Here is a 15,813-nt window from a genome sequence, read left to right as displayed (position 1 = left end):
TTTAATCCTCTCTCCCGCACTTTCCCAGTAACCAATCTCTACGTAGATAAATGACGTAAAGTTATCTCTTTAGTCATTATTTCCAGTTAAATAGGAAATTCTTTCATTCGTCATTTTCGTCTGACACAGATAGATATTCACTCGTTGCTGAACATTGATTGTTTCAGATTTTCCGTCTGATAATTTCCCGCACTTCGCTACTTTGTCATTGACCCAGGCAACCTGCTCTTTCTTCATTGAATTTCGTGCCGAGTCAGGTAATTCTTTCCATACAGCATTCAACTCACGATCGGCGCTTACATAGGCAGACTGTGCTGAACTCAATGAGCTCTGTGAAAGGGTACTGATAATCTGATCCTTATTTACTGCCAGAACGCTCATGTTAAACATGGCATCGGAAATGTCAGTTCGATTGAAATCGCTAAAGAGAATATCTTTATTATTATCAGCAAGCTTTGCGCTGTAGGTGACACCGTTCCAGGTAACACCGCCATTATTAACTTTCCCATAACCACCGGTAAGATAATGCAAGTAACTCGGCACTTTGCTCACAATCTCCAAAGTATCCTGAGGCACTTTTATCGAAATAGTGGCGCTACAATTTAGACCGTAGCTTCCATTTCCGGAGGTTGATACATTTGTAACTGCCACACCCATGCTGTCCAGCATTCCTTGATAGGTTGCAACAGGTTTATCATAATTAAATTTAGCCTTAGTAATGAAATCACCCTGCAACATACCCGACGCATCATTTTTAATGTAATCAGCAAGTGCTTTTACTGCATCGTCTCTACCACATTTGAAGTCGTTTGAATCAAACAACCCCGCATTCGCAGCACCAGAAAAAGCTACAATCACACTTAACAAAGCTAATTTTTTTAACATTTTTTATTTTCCCTTTCACAGATATTGATTTGCTTTTTGTAAATTATTTATTGCTTACTCAGTACCAAATTCCAGCTCTATCCCCTCGTCCTCACTCCACCCCAACGTCAGTGAAACCGGTTTCTGCTTCGCGGCCATGTGCGTTAAAAGCTGCTGACTCAGCACTGGCAGAATCTGCTGATTGAGCAGGCTGTCGACGTTACGCGCGCCGGTATCCGGCAGCAGGCAGGCGGAGGTGAGTGCGTCATACAGGCTTTCGTCGATATGTGTGGTCAGGCCGTAATGGCGGTGCAGGCGCTTGCTCACCTGGGCGAGCTTCATTACCACGATGGTGCGCATCGCGGTTTCAGCTAACGAACGGTAAATCACGGTCTGGAAACGGGCGAGCAGTGCGGGCTGGAAGTGGTCGCGCAGTATCGGGCGCAGCAGTTCGTGCAGGTCACCTTCGGTGGCGTCCGGCTGTTCGTCCAGCAGCTGCATCAGGTGATCGCTGCCGAGGTTGGAGGTCATGAGGATGACGGTGTTACGGAAGTCTATTTCACGCCCTTCGCCGTCACGCATAAAGCCGCGGTCAAATACCTGATAGAACAGATTCATCACGTCACGGTGTGCTTTTTCCACTTCATCGAGCAGCACCACACTGTACGGGCGCTTGCGCACCGCTTCGGTGAGAATACCGCCCTGGCCGTAACCGACGTAACCCGGAGGCGAACCCTTCAGTTGGGAAACGGTGTGAGGCTCCTGGTACTCGGACAGGTTGATGGTAATCAGTGATTTTTCACCGCCGTACATCACGTCTGCCAGTGCAAGCGCAGTTTCAGTCTTACCGACGCCACTCGGGCCAACCAGCAGGAACACGCCCTGCGGACCGTTCTCGGACGTAAGCCCGGTTTTTGCCGCACGCAGACGCTGGGCGATGGCCGTCAGCGCCACATCCTGCCCGACCACGCGCTTGCCGATTTCATTTTCCAGGCTCAGCAGTTCGGTCTGCTCGTCCTTCATCAGGGAGGAGAGCGGCACGCCCGTCCAGTCGGCAATCACGGTGGCGACGGTGCGTACATCCACGTCCACCGACAGCAGCGGGTTGCTGCGCTGCATTTGATTGAGTTCCTGTTGCAGCGCGTGGGTCTCGCTCTGGCGGGAGATGTCCTGGCGGCATTCCAGCAGTTGTTCGGTGAGTTTCAGCTCCTGACCGTACTGGGTTTCCAGTTCGTCGAGCCCGACGATAAGGTCGTTCTCTTCCTGCTCGATGGCGGTCAGGCGTTCACCGTGGCACTGATTGCCGACCGCAATATCTTCCAGCAGCGCCTGCTTCTCCATTTCAAGAGAGGTAATCTGCGCGCGAATGCGGGTCAGCTGTTCCGGCATAGTGTCGAGGCTCATGCGCACGCGCGCAGCGGCGGTGTCCAACAGATCAACCGCCTTGTCCGGCAACTGGCGGCCGGTCAGGTAGCGACGTGAAAGCGTGACCGCGGCACGGACCGCATCGTCTGTGATATGCACGTTGTGATGTTCGGCATAGCGGGATTTCAGGCCGCGCAGCATCAGGCACGCCATGTCATCGTCCGGCTCGTCGACTTTCACCATCTGAAAGCGGCGTTCCAGGGCGGCGTCGCGCTCGAAGTATTGTTTGTATTCAGACCAGGTGGTGGCCGCAATGGTGCGCAGTTCGCCACGTGCCAGCGCAGGTTTCAGCAGGTTCGCCGCATCCGCGCCGCCGGCCTGGTTACCGGCCCCAATGATAGTGTGGGCTTCATCGATAAACAGCAAAATCGGTACCGGCGACTGCTGCACGGCGTCAATGACGTTTTTCAGACGCTGCTCGAATTCGCCCTTCACGCCTGCACCCGCCTGCAGCAGGCCGAGATCCAGGGTGCGCAGTACCACTGGCTTGAGGGATTCCGGCACATTGCCCTCGGCGATACGCAGCGCCAGGCCTTCGACCAGCGCCGTTTTGCCGACGCCAGGTTCGCCCACCAGAATCGGGTTGTTCTTGCGACGGCGGGAGAGAATGTCCACCATCTGGCGAATTTCAGTGTCGCGCCCAAAGACCGGGTCGATCTTGCCCTCTTTCGCTTTGGCGGTTACATCGAGGGTGAATTTATCCAGTGCGTTCTGCAATGCCGGGCTTAGTTCGCCTTCTCTTATCTCAGCACCAACAGGACGTCCGACAAATTCCACTTCGCCACCGTGGTTTTGTGCTAGTTCAGCTTCCTGCTGCACGTCCGGGCGCTCGTCGGACTGCGCATCCAGCAGGGAGCGCAAGCGCTCCAGCTGGCTCTGACCCAGGGTAAGCAGTGGCCACAGGCCATCGCAGCGCGCCAGTTTAGGCTTATCGACCAGCGCCATCAGCAGATGCACACTGCGGATGTGCTCTTCCCCATTAAGGGAAGCAATCAACCAGGCTTCCTGCATCAGCGTCTGAATACTGTCTGAAAGCTGCGGGCGACTGCGAACAGAGCGGGGAAGTGTATCCAGCCAGCCGAGCAACTCCTGCCACAGCGCATCCATATCCCACTCGTAGCGGCGTGCCAGCACCGTCAGGTCACCTTCCCCCTGTTCGAGCAGCTTCAGCAGCCAGTGCTCCGGCAAAATTTCCGCATGGGCGCGGGTCTGGCAGAGCGACGCTGCGCTTTCCATCGCACGGGCACAGTAAGGGTTCAGACGTCGCAACAGGATGGCTGGATTTTCCATTTTTCTCTCTCTTAATGATTCCCGGGCACGCTACCGCCCCTCGCTGTTCCCTGTTCATCAGGAACCCAAAGCGCATCAGGTCAGGCAGGCAGATTGTGTGATTCTTTGCTGAGCGCCCATGCCAGCGGATGCTCAGCAAAAAACTGCGGACAGGGCCCTGTCCGCATGCGACTTACGCAGTAGCGCGTTCGTTCCAGGAATCGGAATGAATGATGTTGCCGTCTTTGTAGGTCCAGGTGATTTTTTCGTAACGCAGTTCAATCTGCTCGAGGTGGTTGTGCTTCTCGAAAGAAGGATCCTTGATGTCGTGCATCACAGGGTTCACTTTCACCACTTTCACGTTTTCCAGTTTGGTGTTGAAGTACTCCACTTCCTGGCCCGCGTCGTTGATTTTGTACCACTTGAATTCCGCAGACTTGAGGGTCTGACCGGTAGTCACAGCCTTGTACAGGTACGGGCTGGAGGAGTCGATTTCCTTGGTGAACAGGAACGGTGTGTGGATACGGGTACCGGTCAGCTTGCCGGTGTTGTTATCGGTCGGGATGTACAGGTTATGCTGCTGTGCCACCACTTCGATGCTGCCTTCACGATCCTGAACGTCCACAGAACCTTTGATGTCCGCGCCGCCGTCGTCTTTCAGCCAAAGATAAACAGGAATTGCCATGAGAGTTACTCTCCATTTGATTGTGATACGTCATCATCCTGCGATGACGCTGGGGTTTTGCCGGGTATCTGACAGGCATTGGCCTGCGGTACCAGACTGATTTCGACACGGCGGTTGAGCGCTCTGCCCTCCGGAGTGTCATTGGTTGCGACCGGGCGGCTCTCGCCATAGCCCTGCACCGCAAAACAGCTCACCGGCACGTCACCGGTGTCACGCATCCAGTCGCGTACCGCTTCGGCACGCTTCAGGGACAACGTCTGGTTCAGTTGTGGATTGCCGGTGTTATCGGTATGCCCGGACACGACAATCAGCCAGCCTGGTTTGGCCTTGATGCCCACCAGAGAGTTGACAAGCAGTTTGGTGGAGCCGTATTTGAGGTCGAATTTGCCCGAGTCGAAAAGCGACATGCTGTCGAGGCGAACAATTTTCGGCACCACTTTTGGTTTTGGCGGCGGCGGAGGTGGAACGTAGGTATCAATGGCCTGTTGAACGCTCAGCCACAGGCGATCGCCCGGATAGAGTCCCAGACCATAACGCTGCGGCTCGCCCTGGCGCTGCCAGCGTTCCAGCAGTAAAGCGTCCTGCTGTAGGGCATACAGGGACTGCGCCTTCGGTGCGTAGTGCGTCATTGGAATGGCATACCAGCGCTGCAGATCGGAGGCGATAAGCCCGATTAGGGACTGGTTATGTAGCACGGACAGGCCAAGTGCACTGACGATGCAAAGCAGCAGGAACATCACCACCCGACGCCCGTTTTTCCCGCCCTGAAGTGGCATGGCAAAAGGTGCAAGCAAAGGCAGAACAGGGTCTGCAAAGTGCCACAGTGCGGGATACGTCGCGGTTGCAACTGGAGGCAGCAATTTCGAATGGCGGAACAACCACTGCGGCCATACGGCCTCTGTCAGAGTACGAAGAGAGCCACTGCGGACAACCACCGCAAACGGCGTGACGGCCGGGCACAGACTGTCCACTTTGGTCAGCTCATCCATCACCACCTGTTGTAACATGCTCATAGCATGAGAAAGATATGGCAGACGGGTCACGTTTTGCGGAAGAGCCCGCCACTCATCCAGCGTCAGCGCCGGTTCATCCGCCGGGCAGACCAGCGGAGTTTTACCCCGGATCACAATCCACGGTGTTTCCGGGCCGGAAAACTCACCCGCCAGTACAACTGGCGGCAGGTAGCCAGAAAGATTCTTCAGCTGTTTCACCTGCTGGCGGAGCACTTTCAGGGAGGCACGCAGCAATCCTTCATCCTCGTGCAAATCCGGCAGGCAGCGAAACATCACCACCAGTTGTCCGGCCATGCGAGGCTCACGCGCCAGTAAGCGATCGGCAAATTTACTTAACTGATCCGTTGCACCGACGTTTAGATAGCAGCCCTGCGCAGTCGTACGACACCCACCTTCCGTAAAAAGGTGATCGCTGAGATCGCCGCACACCAGCAAAACTGGCCCGGTAAAACCAGATGGAGGATACACGCCCTCATCGGCTTGCTTCCCGGCAGGCTGCTGACGACGATAGCGGCGACGAATCACCAGCAAGGCTAAAATGATCCCTGCGAGCGTCAGCGCGCTTTTGAACAGCGCAGAGACATTCAGAAATCCCCAGAGAACCCAGAGTGCAGCAGCCAGGCAAATCAGCACCGGAAATACAGCCCGTAGTAGTGCAGATCTTCGCATCAGCGCAGCTCCGGAAGTTGCTGGTGCAGCAGGTCCTGCAACCACAGGTGACCACCCGCCCAGACCAGCACCGTGAGCACCACGGCCAGGATTATCCAAAACCACACTGAACGCAGAAGGTTGTAACGACGTTTTCCGGTTTTCTGTACGACCAGATCCACACCGGTCTCCAGCGGTGGCACTCGCTCATTCAGGGCAGCAATGACTTCTTCACGCTGCTCCTGCCCGACGCCGGAGAGGCTGAACTGCCCCTGGAACCCCAGCGCAAGAACACGCTGGTAGCAGGTCAGCACAGCCGGAACCGGAGACGGCTGGCGCAGCACTTCAGCAATACGGTCGTATAACGCGCCGCCCGCACGCAGCGAACCAAAGTAACGGGCCTGCAGCGGTGCAGCACGCCAGGCTTTGATACCTTCGTCCACATCGTTCTTCTGCCCCCCTTCAGACTCAGATTCACCAGCATCCGCTTCAGGATCAGCAACGACAGGTTTACGGTTCATCACCGCTTCATCCAGCAAAGCGCATTGCGCATAAGAAATATGCGTGATGCTCTCGCTGTCATAACCGGCCCGCTCCAGTGCTTCACGTACGCTTTCCACCTGCACGCAGCAGTTTTTATACAGCGCCTGCCCATCCGGTGCCCTGGCACCGTGACGCAGCTGCGCCACGGTAAGCCATGTGTCCGCCATCAGGCTGTCGATATCGATATCCTTTCTCATGAGCGCAGCACCGCAAATAGTTCAAGTTCAAGCTCACCCAGCAGTGACGGTACGTAGAACAGGCACACGCCCTGCTCCAACATGTCATGCGCAGCACGACTCTCCATATCCAGCACGAAGTACTGATTTTCCAGGCGCACCGGCAATGCCGCAGGCACGCGGCTGAGAGGGATAAGACCAATGCCTTCCATCGCCACACCGGAAATCTGCCCCACATCGTCCGGTGTACCGGCCATCGCCATTTCGGCAAACTTCTCGGCCACCTGCCAGGCAGGCAGATTCGAACGGACAGACAGGTAGAAATCGGCTTCTTCGCGCAGACGAATATCGTGCAGTACCGCCTTCCAGGTCTGCTCGTCCTGACGGGTCATGTTCACGGCAACAACACGCGACGGCAGGCTGGCTTCCAGCAGTTCACTGATCAACTCAAACAGAGGTGGGAAGGTATTTTCCGGTACCTGATGGTCGTATCCCGGGATGGCATCCAGATCGCGGTCCAGTGAGAACGTCAACATACTGCCAGCCAGGCGCACCAGTTCAGCCCAAACCTGTTCAGGATGCCGGGCCGGGAAGCGTTCGAACTCAGTCAGCACGCGGGCATGGGTATTCAGCGCATTCAGCAACCAGAACAGAGAGACGTCCGCCACGGCAAAATCCGCCATGCGATCGTTACTTTCACGACGCATTGCCATCAGACGCTGACGGCGGGAACGCAACTGGCGATTCAGCAAGACCAGACGTTCACGCAGGAGATTGCTCGCTGAGAACATTACCATCGGCGGCACAAAATCAGGATCCTGACGCCATGCACCTTGCCCGTCACGCAGCAGACGAGCGACAGCACAGGTCTGCCAGGCATCGTTACTTTCGTGATCGAAGCGGAATGCCAGATTAAATCGGGCCACCGCCATCGGCTCTTCTTCCTGTCCGAAGGCATCCTGAACCGTCACCCACTCTTCGCGATAGCGCAGCGGACGCTCCGCAGGCACCGTATCGGTCTGAACGTTCACAATCCCTGGCTGCATGACCGGCAGAGCGACAAACACGGTCACGCTGTCCGTACGGCCGGAATTCGGAGGCAGAATTTCGCGAGGCTCTGGCGACAGATCGCTACTTTGGGTATCAATCAGCGTGCCATCCGGCAACCACAGGCGCAGCGACTGCGCCTGTACTCGTCCGGAAGCCAGGAGCGCTTCATTCAGTTCCACGCGTTCGACCCCCCACGGGAAGGGGCTGGTCAACGTGGACAGGCCTGCACGGGAAAACGCCTCCCATTCAGACTGCTGCTGGAACTGTTGTGGGGCCAGCAAGGCCCCTTCGTTCCATAACGGACGATATATTTTCATCCCTGATTTTCCCTCGCCTTACGACTTGGCCTTCGGCATCTGGGAAACCAGTGACAGGTTGACGTCCATCCCTTCCACCTGGAAGTGCGGGATAGCAAACAGCTTCACGCGGAAGAAGCCCGGGTTATCCTCGATGTCTTCTACCACCACTTTCGCATCGCGCAGCGGGTGTGACGCCTGCAGCTCATCCCCCGGATCGGTCATTTCCGTTACCAGACCGCGAACCCAGGTGTTGAGCTCAAGTTCCAGCAAACGACGATCCTTAGTGGTGCCGATGTTTTCGCGCTGAATCAGCTTCAGGTAGTGCGCAATACGCGACAGCAGGAAAATGTACGGCAGACGGGCGTTGATGCGGCTGTTGGCGGTAGCATCAGCGGTGTCGTACAGCGCCGGTTTCTGGGTAGAGTTCGCAGAGAAGAAGCACGCATAGTCGCGGTTGCGATAGTAGGACAAGGGAATGAACCCCAGATTCGCAAATTCAAACTCACGAGTTTCAGGGATCATCACTTCTGACGGGATCTTGACCTGATTGCCGGTACCCAGATCGTACAGATGGATTGGCAGATCCTGCACGGCACCACCGGCCTGCGGGCCACGAATTTGTACACACCAGCCGTTGTTGATGAAGCTGCGAACCATGTTGGATGCAAAGGCGAAGGATGCGTTGGTCCACAGGTATTTATCGTGATCCGGGCCTTTCACTTCTTCCACGTAGTTGAAGCTCCGCACCGGCACGGTATCCGGGCCATACGGCAGACGACCCAGCACGCGTGGCATCACCAGGCCGATATAACGGGAATCATCCGTCTCGCGGAACGATTTCCACTTGATGTACTCCGCACGGTCGAAGTAGTTACCAATGTCTTTGATGGCCGCGACATCTTCCATGGTATCTTTCAGGAAGAATTTCGGACCTGCAGAGCCGATAAACGGCATATGCGCGGCAGCTGAGACTTTCGAGATGTTACGCAACAGGGCAACGTCCTGTGCAGACGCGTCAAATTCGTATGCGGAAATCAGCGCAGCAATAGGCTCTCCACCCGGCGTATCATACTCATCAATGTATGTCTGTTTATATAATCCGCTCTGGATAATTTCCGGGCTGTCTTCGAAGTCCTGACGCAGATCTTCTTTAGACATATCCAGCAGTTCAACTTTCACGTTCTGGCGGAAATCGGTTTTGTCGACAAGGGATTTAACGCCGCGCCACAGACTTTCTACCGCCTGAAAGTCTTCATGGTGCATGACAGCGTCAAGCTGACGGCTAATCTGGTAGTCCAGCTCTGCGATATGATGGTCAATCAGGTTTTTGTCGAGTTTTTCAACTTTTGAGCCCGATTTTGTCAGGCACTCCAGAAACACCTGCATTCCCGCCGTTAAACGCTCATCCGCAGTCGCATCCGACATCGCCTGCGCGTCCTGCCAGATATCCAGTGCACTCAGTTCAGACACCGGATTCAGATTGATTTTCTCAAACAGAGACGCGTAAACCCCACCTGCTGCAGGACGTTCAAGCACCACACTCTCGCCACTAGCGGCATTCTCATTTTTTACAGACATCAACATCTTCCTTATTAATCCGTTAAAACAACGTGACCGTTATGGCTGTTTCGGAGCCAGAGCTGACAGCTCAGTTCTGAGTTCTGCGCTTAATTCCGGGTCGAGGAGAATTTTTTCCAGCTCCTTTCGGAATGCCTGGTTATCCAGCAGGTTTGCTTTTAAATCACGCAGCAAATTACGCATGGACAGCATCGCCTTCAGCTGTGGAATTTGTCTTGAGACCTGTTCCGGTGTGAAATCCTTCATGCTCTGGAATGTCAGACTGATATTGTCTTCACTGCCATCACCGGCAAGCGTGTTTTTGACGGTCAGATTTACTTTTGGGGAATATTCGGAAAGCACAGAGTCAAAGTTATTTTTGTTGAGATTAACTTTTTTACGCTCGGATAATGACGCGGACTCCTGGCCATGACTGAAATCGCCCGCCACCAGTAATTTCAGAGGAAGCTCCGTTTTCTTACTCGCGCCACCGGTATGCAGATCCAGTTTTAGATTAATACGTGCCTTGGGAATTTCGGATTGATAGGAAGAGTTAGACATAGCTGTCCCTGTTCTATGGAGTTATAAAAACGATCAATACCAGCGAGAATTTAATAAGAATGGCAAACCCAGCCAGAACATCTTCCTGGTTCACATAATCCGACGAGAATCAAAATCCCGGAGTTAAAAGCGAGCGCATTCTATTCACCAGCATGTCGACACTGTATTTTGGGTATTTCTCTGAAATAAAAAATTTCGGATAAGACCCACTAGCGGTGAGTGTAGGAACGTTCCCTACGGGACTGGAAATGAAAATATGTAACAGAAAGTTACATATTCAAATTTAACACAAAAAGATCATCATTCTGATTTATAAGAATTTACTTTAAGACATCCATGTAAACCCCATGGGATAAGGCTGCTTAGTAAGCGATCAATTTAACTTAGGGATGAAATCGAGCAAAATCTCACCTAACTCGTGAAATATCTGATTTTGTACTTTTTTAAAAAAATGAGAGATTGGAAGGGAATGAGTATGTTTAAAATAGCATGCACACCCAGCATGGCGTGCAACATTAATTCATTTACAAGATCATTTAACACACACAAAATTATTCACAAAAAATATATATCAGTAGTCCACTACAGAAGAGTATCGAAAAAAATATAAGATAATTACCGCTGTGAGCAATGCAATCACGCTCCGGCGATGCGTTTGAATTCACCTTACTCTGACCCACCGCCATCCAATAGCCATTGTCGCCGCCACAATCGTCACTCCCGCCGCCACATGCAGCAGAAAATCCAATGGATGTACCTCCACCGGATGGCAAAATGACAGTAACGTCAGCGCCATACAGGACACCCCCGCTCCAGCGATAGCTAACGTACGTAACGGATACAACGTCCGCGTTCTGCGTAAATACGCGATCACAATCGCGACCATTGGCGTGCTGACCGCCATCATAAACAGATAGCAATTCACCTCGTCGGGATGATTGGCCTGAATATGCGTCCGTCCGAGGCTTAACACCACGCCCCCCAGCCAGAGTGCAATCAACGGTGCGAACCCTTTCCAGCCCAACAGCTTACGCCCGGCAATACTCAGCAGAAACGCATTGCGAATGGCCAGTGTCCCCATGACAAATGCCAGAATAAGCTGAAACGCCGCCAGTATTGCGCCGGATTGCGTCCAGTCCGTTGCCACACGCTGAAATACCAGACTGCTTAACCAGCCACACGGCAGTGCCATCAGCAGCCACGCGACAACGCGTCGGTTGCTTGCCCAGGGCCGACGTATCGGACTGGCATCCTGACTGAGTTTTGCAATTAAAAGATTATGATCGGCCATGGTTCGCTCCCATCCGGCGAAGGTTGGTTAGTGCTCTGTGTAGTAACGATTTCACGGCAGCAATGCTTAAATTATGACGAGCAGCAGCCTCCGCAAGACTCATTTCCTGTAGATGGATATGCTCCACAATCTGGCGCTGACGCGAAGGAAGCTGGTCTAATATCATCGCCAACTCTTCTTCCCTTTCTTCATCTTCCGGGGTGTTGTCAGAGACCTCCTCTGCAATCTGCCCATCATCCGTTTCACGTAGCCAGTGATGGCCACGCCTGCGTAATGCGTCAACGGTTCTGGCCCGGGCGATAGCCATCAACCAGGGCAAAAAAGGACAGGCCGGATCGTAGGTATGCCGCACCCGGTGAACCGTCAACAGGACGTCCTGAATAACGTCGTCCACCAGCACGCTGTCGGAAATCTGCTTGCGAACAATCGCCCTGATCGCCGGGACGATAGCCCGCAACAACTGTGTATAAGCCTCGCGTTCGCCCGCCTGAGCGCGAGCCATTAGCGCGGGCCAGGCTTCACGCGGCGCTAAACCGCTATCCATTTTTCGCCATGGCAGTTACCTCATGCTTTTTTACCGGATGCCTGATTCAGGGCGTTAACGACAATTGAGGGCGTCAGAACCTGAGGAAGCACTTTCGGTGCGCTACCATCTGCAGGGTAAACCACGTAGAGAGGTAACCCACCCTGCCCGAAGGTGTTCATCGCGTCATCAATATCGGCGTTAAACCTGGTGGAATCCGCCACCATATAGACCGTTCCCGTTTCGGCCAGGGCCTGTTTCACCGCCGCGGTTGAGAGTGACGTTCGCTCGTTCAACTGGCAGGTGATACACCACGACGCCGTAAAATCCACAAAAATGGCTTTGCCATGCCCGCGCATCTTTTCTACCGTCTGCGGTGACCACGTTACCCGCGTGATGTCTTCTGCGCTCAGCACTTCCGGCTGAGAGGACTGGGTGTGCATCACACCCGGTAGCGGGCTGATAGCCGCAATCAACAGTACTGCGGTGACCGCCAACAGCACTTTATAGGGCTGACCGGTATAGCGTCTGCGCTGTGCCATACCGTACAACCACGCCGCAAAGCTCACCACCACCGCACTCGCAAGCAGAGCCGCCAACGCCGTCGTACCTGCCTGCTGTGTAAGTACCCACACCAGCCAGGCAAAGGCACCGAGCATTGGGAATGCCAAACCACGCTTAAGGATATCCATCCAGGTACCTGGTCGGGGCAAGCGTTCGGCAATAGCCGGAAAGAGTGAGATCAGCGTAAACGGTGCCGCGAACCCGAGTGCCAGCGCGAGAAAAATACCCAGCGAAACGGCCGGAGTCTGCACCAGTGCATACCCTACCGCGCCGGCCATAAAGGGCGCTGAGCACGGTGTCGCGACCACAATCGCCAGCGCACCGGTTAATGCCGAGCGGGTAAACGCGCCGCGCCCGACCGAGATTTCCCCTGCTCGTTGAAGCGATAACCCCACCTCAAACACACCGAGCAGGTTCAGTGACGCCCCCAGAATAACCAGCGCCAGTGCAGCAATGACCAGCGGAGACTGAAGCTGGAACCCCCAGCCAACAGCCATTCCACCCGCCCGCAGCGCCAGCAGTACGCCTGCTAAGACCAGCATGGTAAAAATCACACCCAGCAGAAACCCAATCCCTTCGGTGCGCGCGCTCCGGGTATCGCCTTGATGACGTAAAATCCCTAACGCCTTAAGGGAAATGACCGGGAACACACAGGGCATAAAGTTGAGAATAATGCCGCCCACAAAGGCGGCCAGCATGGCTGTTAACATAGCAAACCCCGACGGCTAAATTACGAGTGCGAATTTGCGTATTTTTTCACGGCATCCATGGTTTTCTGGATGTGCTCGTCAGGGTTACGATCGGTATAACTCAGCAGGATTTTGCCATCCGGCGCGATAACGAATGAGGTACGGTCAGACACCGTTTTACCGTTCATCTGCATCAACGTCTGGTATTCGGCTGCCACTTTCGCGCCAGGGTCAGCCGCAACGGCAAATTTGTCGCGACACTCCAGCTTCGAGAATTCATCCACCTGATCGACATTCCCGGCAGTTACCCCCACCACGGTTGCGCCCAGTTTCCTGAAGTCATCCGTCGCTTCAGCGAAAGCATGAGCCTCAAGGGTGCAGCCTTTGGTAAATGCCGCCGGGAAGAAATAGAGCACCACCGGGCCTTTCTGCAGCGCCTGCTGAAGAGAGAAGGTGAGCGGTTTGCCGCCAAGCGCCCCCTGCAAACTGAAATCCGGCGCTTTCGCACCGGCTTCAAGGGCAGCATGGGCACTAAGGGTGAAAAGGGAAAGACTCAGAACGGCGGCGGCTAACAAGGTATTCAAACGTTTCATGGGCGGCTCCATCAGAGAAAAAGGTGCTGTATGAATAATAGTTCGCACGCTAACGCCTGAAGGTTTCGCTCACGGATAAAAAAAATCCGCAAGGGTCGCTTGCGGATCTTTGCTTACGCTCTGCGGAGGCTATTCATCTTTCACCACAATCAATGGCTCAATATCGCTCTCTTTCTTCACCACCAGCGAGTCGTCTCCGCGCAGGCAGGTTCCGCCGTAGTTACCGCCCACGGTAAAGGTACAGACCTGAATGTGCTTGCCATCAACGTTTGGCAGGCACCACAGCTGCTGGTAGATGTTTTTGCGGTCGACAAACTTGCCGCTGGATTTATCAAGCAGCTCATCCTCAGGGCTGATCAGATCGATATTGCTGCCGCAGCGTCCGGCAATCGGTTTAACGGCATAGCCGGTTTGTTTCAGCAGGTCGTTAACCTCAAAATCGGTATCAAGCAGGTAACGATGATTCGGGAACAGCTGCCAGAGTACCGGGAGGATTGCCTTGTTGCCGGGAATAACCGTCCACAGCGGTTCAAACACCAGAACTTCCGGGCGCAGCAGGACGTCAATCAGGCGCACTTCGCCTTCAGGATGTCCGGTGCGGATTGGCACGGCGGCATACTCGGTTTCGCTCACCTCGCGGATCTGTTCGATCGCGGTTTCCCACGCCCAGGTCTTCCACACGCAATTCACGTGACGGCCTTCGTCGTCAATCAGCTGTCCGGCAGCATCCCAGCTCAGTGCGCCGAGCCCATGCAGAATTTTGGTTTCAAACCCGGCCTGCAGCAGAGAACGCTGAATAAACAGCGCGTGATAATCCTCCTCGACATCGTTGTCCTGCATGATGTGCACAAACGGACGCGCATGGCTGTGTTTCCACGCCCCGGTTAGCTCTTCCAGCAGCCCTTCCGCCGGGTTATGTCCGTTGCCGCGATAGCCGTTTTTCACCCACTCTTCGAGAATTAGCCCGCCCTCGGTGTGGCAGGACGCGGAATCAGCGTTGTACTCGTAGACCTTAATGCCCCGCTCATCCATGCAGAAATCCATACGACCGGTAATCATATGGTGACGGCGCCACTGCCAGGAGAGGCGCAGACGTGGCCAGAGAATTTTAGGGATGTCGAAAAGTGCCAGTAAGTTGTCGTCTTTCAACACTTTGTCGGTCGCATGCAGGTACATCAGGTGCAGTTCGTTAGTCGCTTTGATCAGCTCCTGCTCGGCGCTTTCGGTAATGGTGAAGTACTGGCAGGGATCTTTATTGATAAAGTGGCCGTTCGCGCGGACATATGCCTGCTGCAACGCGTCGTTTTCGTTAAGCCATTTACCGTCGAACTGACGTTTGTTTTTCAACCGCGCGCCGCTGATTTTCAACAGCGCACCTTCGATTTCCGGCTGGGGAATGCTGTGTTCCGTGCCGTCCGTCTGGATCATCCAGCCGAGAATTTCAGTGTCGTTGAAGGTGTCATGAATGGTGTAGCACCCGTTCTCGACGCTCAAACGCAGTTCGCGCGTCCACTGCTGCCCAAGCGGCAATGGTGAGTGAATGACGTTCTGCTCCGCGATACGGACCTTATCGTCCAGGAGCTGGGTGATCACCGCTACGTGGCCGGTCTCATGAAACTCCCCACCCTTTTGCCAGATAAGCAGCGCTCCGGCTCGCGGCGCGCGTTTCGAACCGTTGGAAAAGGCCTGTAACGGCAGAATGTTATCGTTCACTACCTGGCGCAAAAAGCGCAGGGAGAAGATCTCCCACGCCATGCCGACATCGGTAAAAACGAAACCATAGTTGAGGAACAGGAAACGGCGGGCAAACTCAACACATTGCCACTTGTGGCCCATGTATTCATTGCCGATATAGCTGCGAAAATCCGCATCTTCCGGGTACTTACGCGGATCGAGACTGCCGTAATTTGAAGAGTAAATCGCCACGCCACCCGGCGCATAGCCTAATAACGTCCCGAATGGCGCGTCACTGCTTAACTTTCCTTTACGCATGTATCCAACCTAAAACAGGCAGGCGGCAATTTTTTGAAAGGGTTGTCGTCGTCTGCACGTTGTAATTAACC

13 protein-coding genes are annotated in these 15,813 nt (G+C 54.3%); all 13 read right to left on the bottom strand.

Annotation, left to right across the window (positions count from 1 at the left end):
• Window positions 1–69: 69 nt before the first annotated feature.
• Window positions 70–885, bottom strand: coding sequence for a lysozyme inhibitor LprI family protein (locus JGF26_RS09840; protein WP_134707953.1), 816 nt, complete (start codon window positions 883–885; stop codon window positions 70–72).
• Window positions 886–939: 54 nt separating this feature from the next.
• Window positions 940–3,579, bottom strand: coding sequence for a type VI secretion system ATPase TssH (gene tssH / locus JGF26_RS09835; RefSeq protein ID WP_134707954.1), 2,640 nt, complete (start codon window positions 3,577–3,579; stop codon window positions 940–942).
• Window positions 3,580–3,751: 172 nt separating this feature from the next.
• Complete coding sequence (gene hcp / locus JGF26_RS09830; protein ID WP_028019678.1) at window positions 3,752–4,243, bottom strand: type VI secretion system effector Hcp; 492 nt, start codon at window positions 4,241–4,243, stop codon at window positions 3,752–3,754.
• 5 nt (window positions 4,244–4,248) lie between these two features.
• A complete protein-coding gene (locus JGF26_RS09825) occupies window positions 4,249–5,925 on the bottom strand; it encodes an OmpA family protein (protein WP_134707955.1) in 1,677 nt (558 codons plus the stop codon).
• On the bottom strand, window positions 5,925–6,644 hold the full coding sequence (gene tssL / locus JGF26_RS09820) for a type VI secretion system protein TssL, short form (protein WP_028019676.1): 720 nt from the start codon (window positions 6,642–6,644) through the stop codon (window positions 5,925–5,927). Before tssL ends, JGF26_RS09825 begins: the two co-directional genes overlap by 1 nt.
• Window positions 6,641–7,990: a type VI secretion system baseplate subunit TssK gene (tssK, locus tag JGF26_RS09815; protein WP_028019675.1), complete on the bottom strand. Its 1,350-nt coding sequence runs from the start codon at window positions 7,988–7,990 to the stop codon at window positions 6,641–6,643. Before tssK ends, tssL begins: the two co-directional genes overlap by 4 nt.
• An 18-nt stretch (window positions 7,991–8,008) precedes the next feature.
• On the bottom strand, window positions 8,009–9,556 hold the full coding sequence (gene tssC, locus JGF26_RS09810) for a type VI secretion system contractile sheath large subunit (protein ID WP_134707956.1): 1,548 nt from the start codon (window positions 9,554–9,556) through the stop codon (window positions 8,009–8,011).
• A 33-nt stretch (window positions 9,557–9,589) separates the two neighbouring features.
• Complete coding sequence (gene tssB / locus JGF26_RS09805; protein ID WP_028019673.1) at window positions 9,590–10,090, bottom strand: type VI secretion system contractile sheath small subunit; 501 nt, start codon at window positions 10,088–10,090, stop codon at window positions 9,590–9,592.
• 661 nt (window positions 10,091–10,751) lie between these two features.
• Window positions 10,752–11,381: an NrsF family protein gene (locus JGF26_RS09800; protein WP_134707957.1), complete on the bottom strand. Its 630-nt coding sequence runs from the start codon at window positions 11,379–11,381 to the stop codon at window positions 10,752–10,754.
• A complete protein-coding gene (locus tag JGF26_RS09795) occupies window positions 11,368–11,925 on the bottom strand; it encodes a sigma-70 family RNA polymerase sigma factor (RefSeq protein WP_028019671.1) in 558 nt (185 codons plus the stop codon). The genes JGF26_RS09800 and JGF26_RS09795 overlap by 14 nt, the downstream gene beginning before the upstream one ends.
• 20 nt (window positions 11,926–11,945) lie before the next feature.
• Complete coding sequence (locus JGF26_RS09790; RefSeq protein WP_134707958.1) at window positions 11,946–13,178, bottom strand: thioredoxin family protein; 1,233 nt, start codon at window positions 13,176–13,178, stop codon at window positions 11,946–11,948.
• A 20-nt stretch (window positions 13,179–13,198) separates the two neighbouring features.
• Window positions 13,199–13,750 carry a peroxiredoxin gene (locus JGF26_RS09785; RefSeq protein ID WP_028019669.1) on the bottom strand — a complete coding sequence of 184 codons (552 nt, stop codon included), beginning with the start codon at window positions 13,748–13,750 and terminating at the stop codon, window positions 13,199–13,201.
• A gap of 129 nt (window positions 13,751–13,879) precedes the next feature.
• Window positions 13,880–15,742, bottom strand: coding sequence for a bifunctional glutathionylspermidine amidase/synthase (gene gss, locus JGF26_RS09780; protein WP_134707959.1), 1,863 nt, complete (start codon window positions 15,740–15,742; stop codon window positions 13,880–13,882).
• Window positions 15,743–15,813 lie beyond the last annotated feature (71 nt).

The organism is Enterobacter sp. E1, assembly GCF_016809815.1.
GTDB classification, from domain to species: Bacteria; Pseudomonadota; Gammaproteobacteria; order Enterobacterales; family Enterobacteriaceae; genus Enterobacter; species Enterobacter adelaidei.
This window is presented reverse-complemented; position numbering and strand designations above follow the sequence as displayed.

Bases quoted from the DNA above. Each gene is read 5' to 3' on its own strand.
- JGF26_RS09840 (WP_134707953.1), bottom strand. From the start codon at position 885: ATGTTAAAAAAATTAGCTTTGTTAAGTGTGATTGTAGCTTTTTCTGGT.
- tssH (WP_134707954.1), bottom strand. From the start codon at position 3,579: ATGGAAAATCCAGCCATCCTGTTGCGACGTCTGAACCCTTACTGTGCC.
- hcp (WP_028019678.1), bottom strand. From the start codon at position 4,243: ATGGCAATTCCTGTTTATCTTTGGCTGAAAGACGACGGCGGCGCGGAC.
- JGF26_RS09825 (WP_134707955.1), bottom strand. From the start codon at position 5,925: ATGCGAAGATCTGCACTACTACGGGCTGTATTTCCGGTGCTGATTTGC.
- tssL (WP_028019676.1), bottom strand. From the start codon at position 6,644: ATGAGAAAGGATATCGATATCGACAGCCTGATGGCGGACACATGGCTT.
- tssK (WP_028019675.1), bottom strand. From the start codon at position 7,990: ATGAAAATATATCGTCCGTTATGGAACGAAGGGGCCTTGCTGGCCCCA.
- tssC (WP_134707956.1), bottom strand. From the start codon at position 9,556: ATGTTGATGTCTGTAAAAAATGAGAATGCCGCTAGTGGCGAGAGTGTG.
- tssB (WP_028019673.1), bottom strand. From the start codon at position 10,090: ATGTCTAACTCTTCCTATCAATCCGAAATTCCCAAGGCACGTATTAAT.
- JGF26_RS09800 (WP_134707957.1), bottom strand. From the start codon at position 11,381: ATGGCCGATCATAATCTTTTAATTGCAAAACTCAGTCAGGATGCCAGT.
- JGF26_RS09795 (WP_028019671.1), bottom strand. From the start codon at position 11,925: ATGGATAGCGGTTTAGCGCCGCGTGAAGCCTGGCCCGCGCTAATGGCT.
- JGF26_RS09790 (WP_134707958.1), bottom strand. From the start codon at position 13,178: ATGTTAACAGCCATGCTGGCCGCCTTTGTGGGCGGCATTATTCTCAAC.
- JGF26_RS09785 (WP_028019669.1), bottom strand. From the start codon at position 13,750: ATGAAACGTTTGAATACCTTGTTAGCCGCCGCCGTTCTGAGTCTTTCC.
- gss (WP_134707959.1), bottom strand. From the start codon at position 15,742: ATGCGTAAAGGAAAGTTAAGCAGTGACGCGCCATTCGGGACGTTATTA.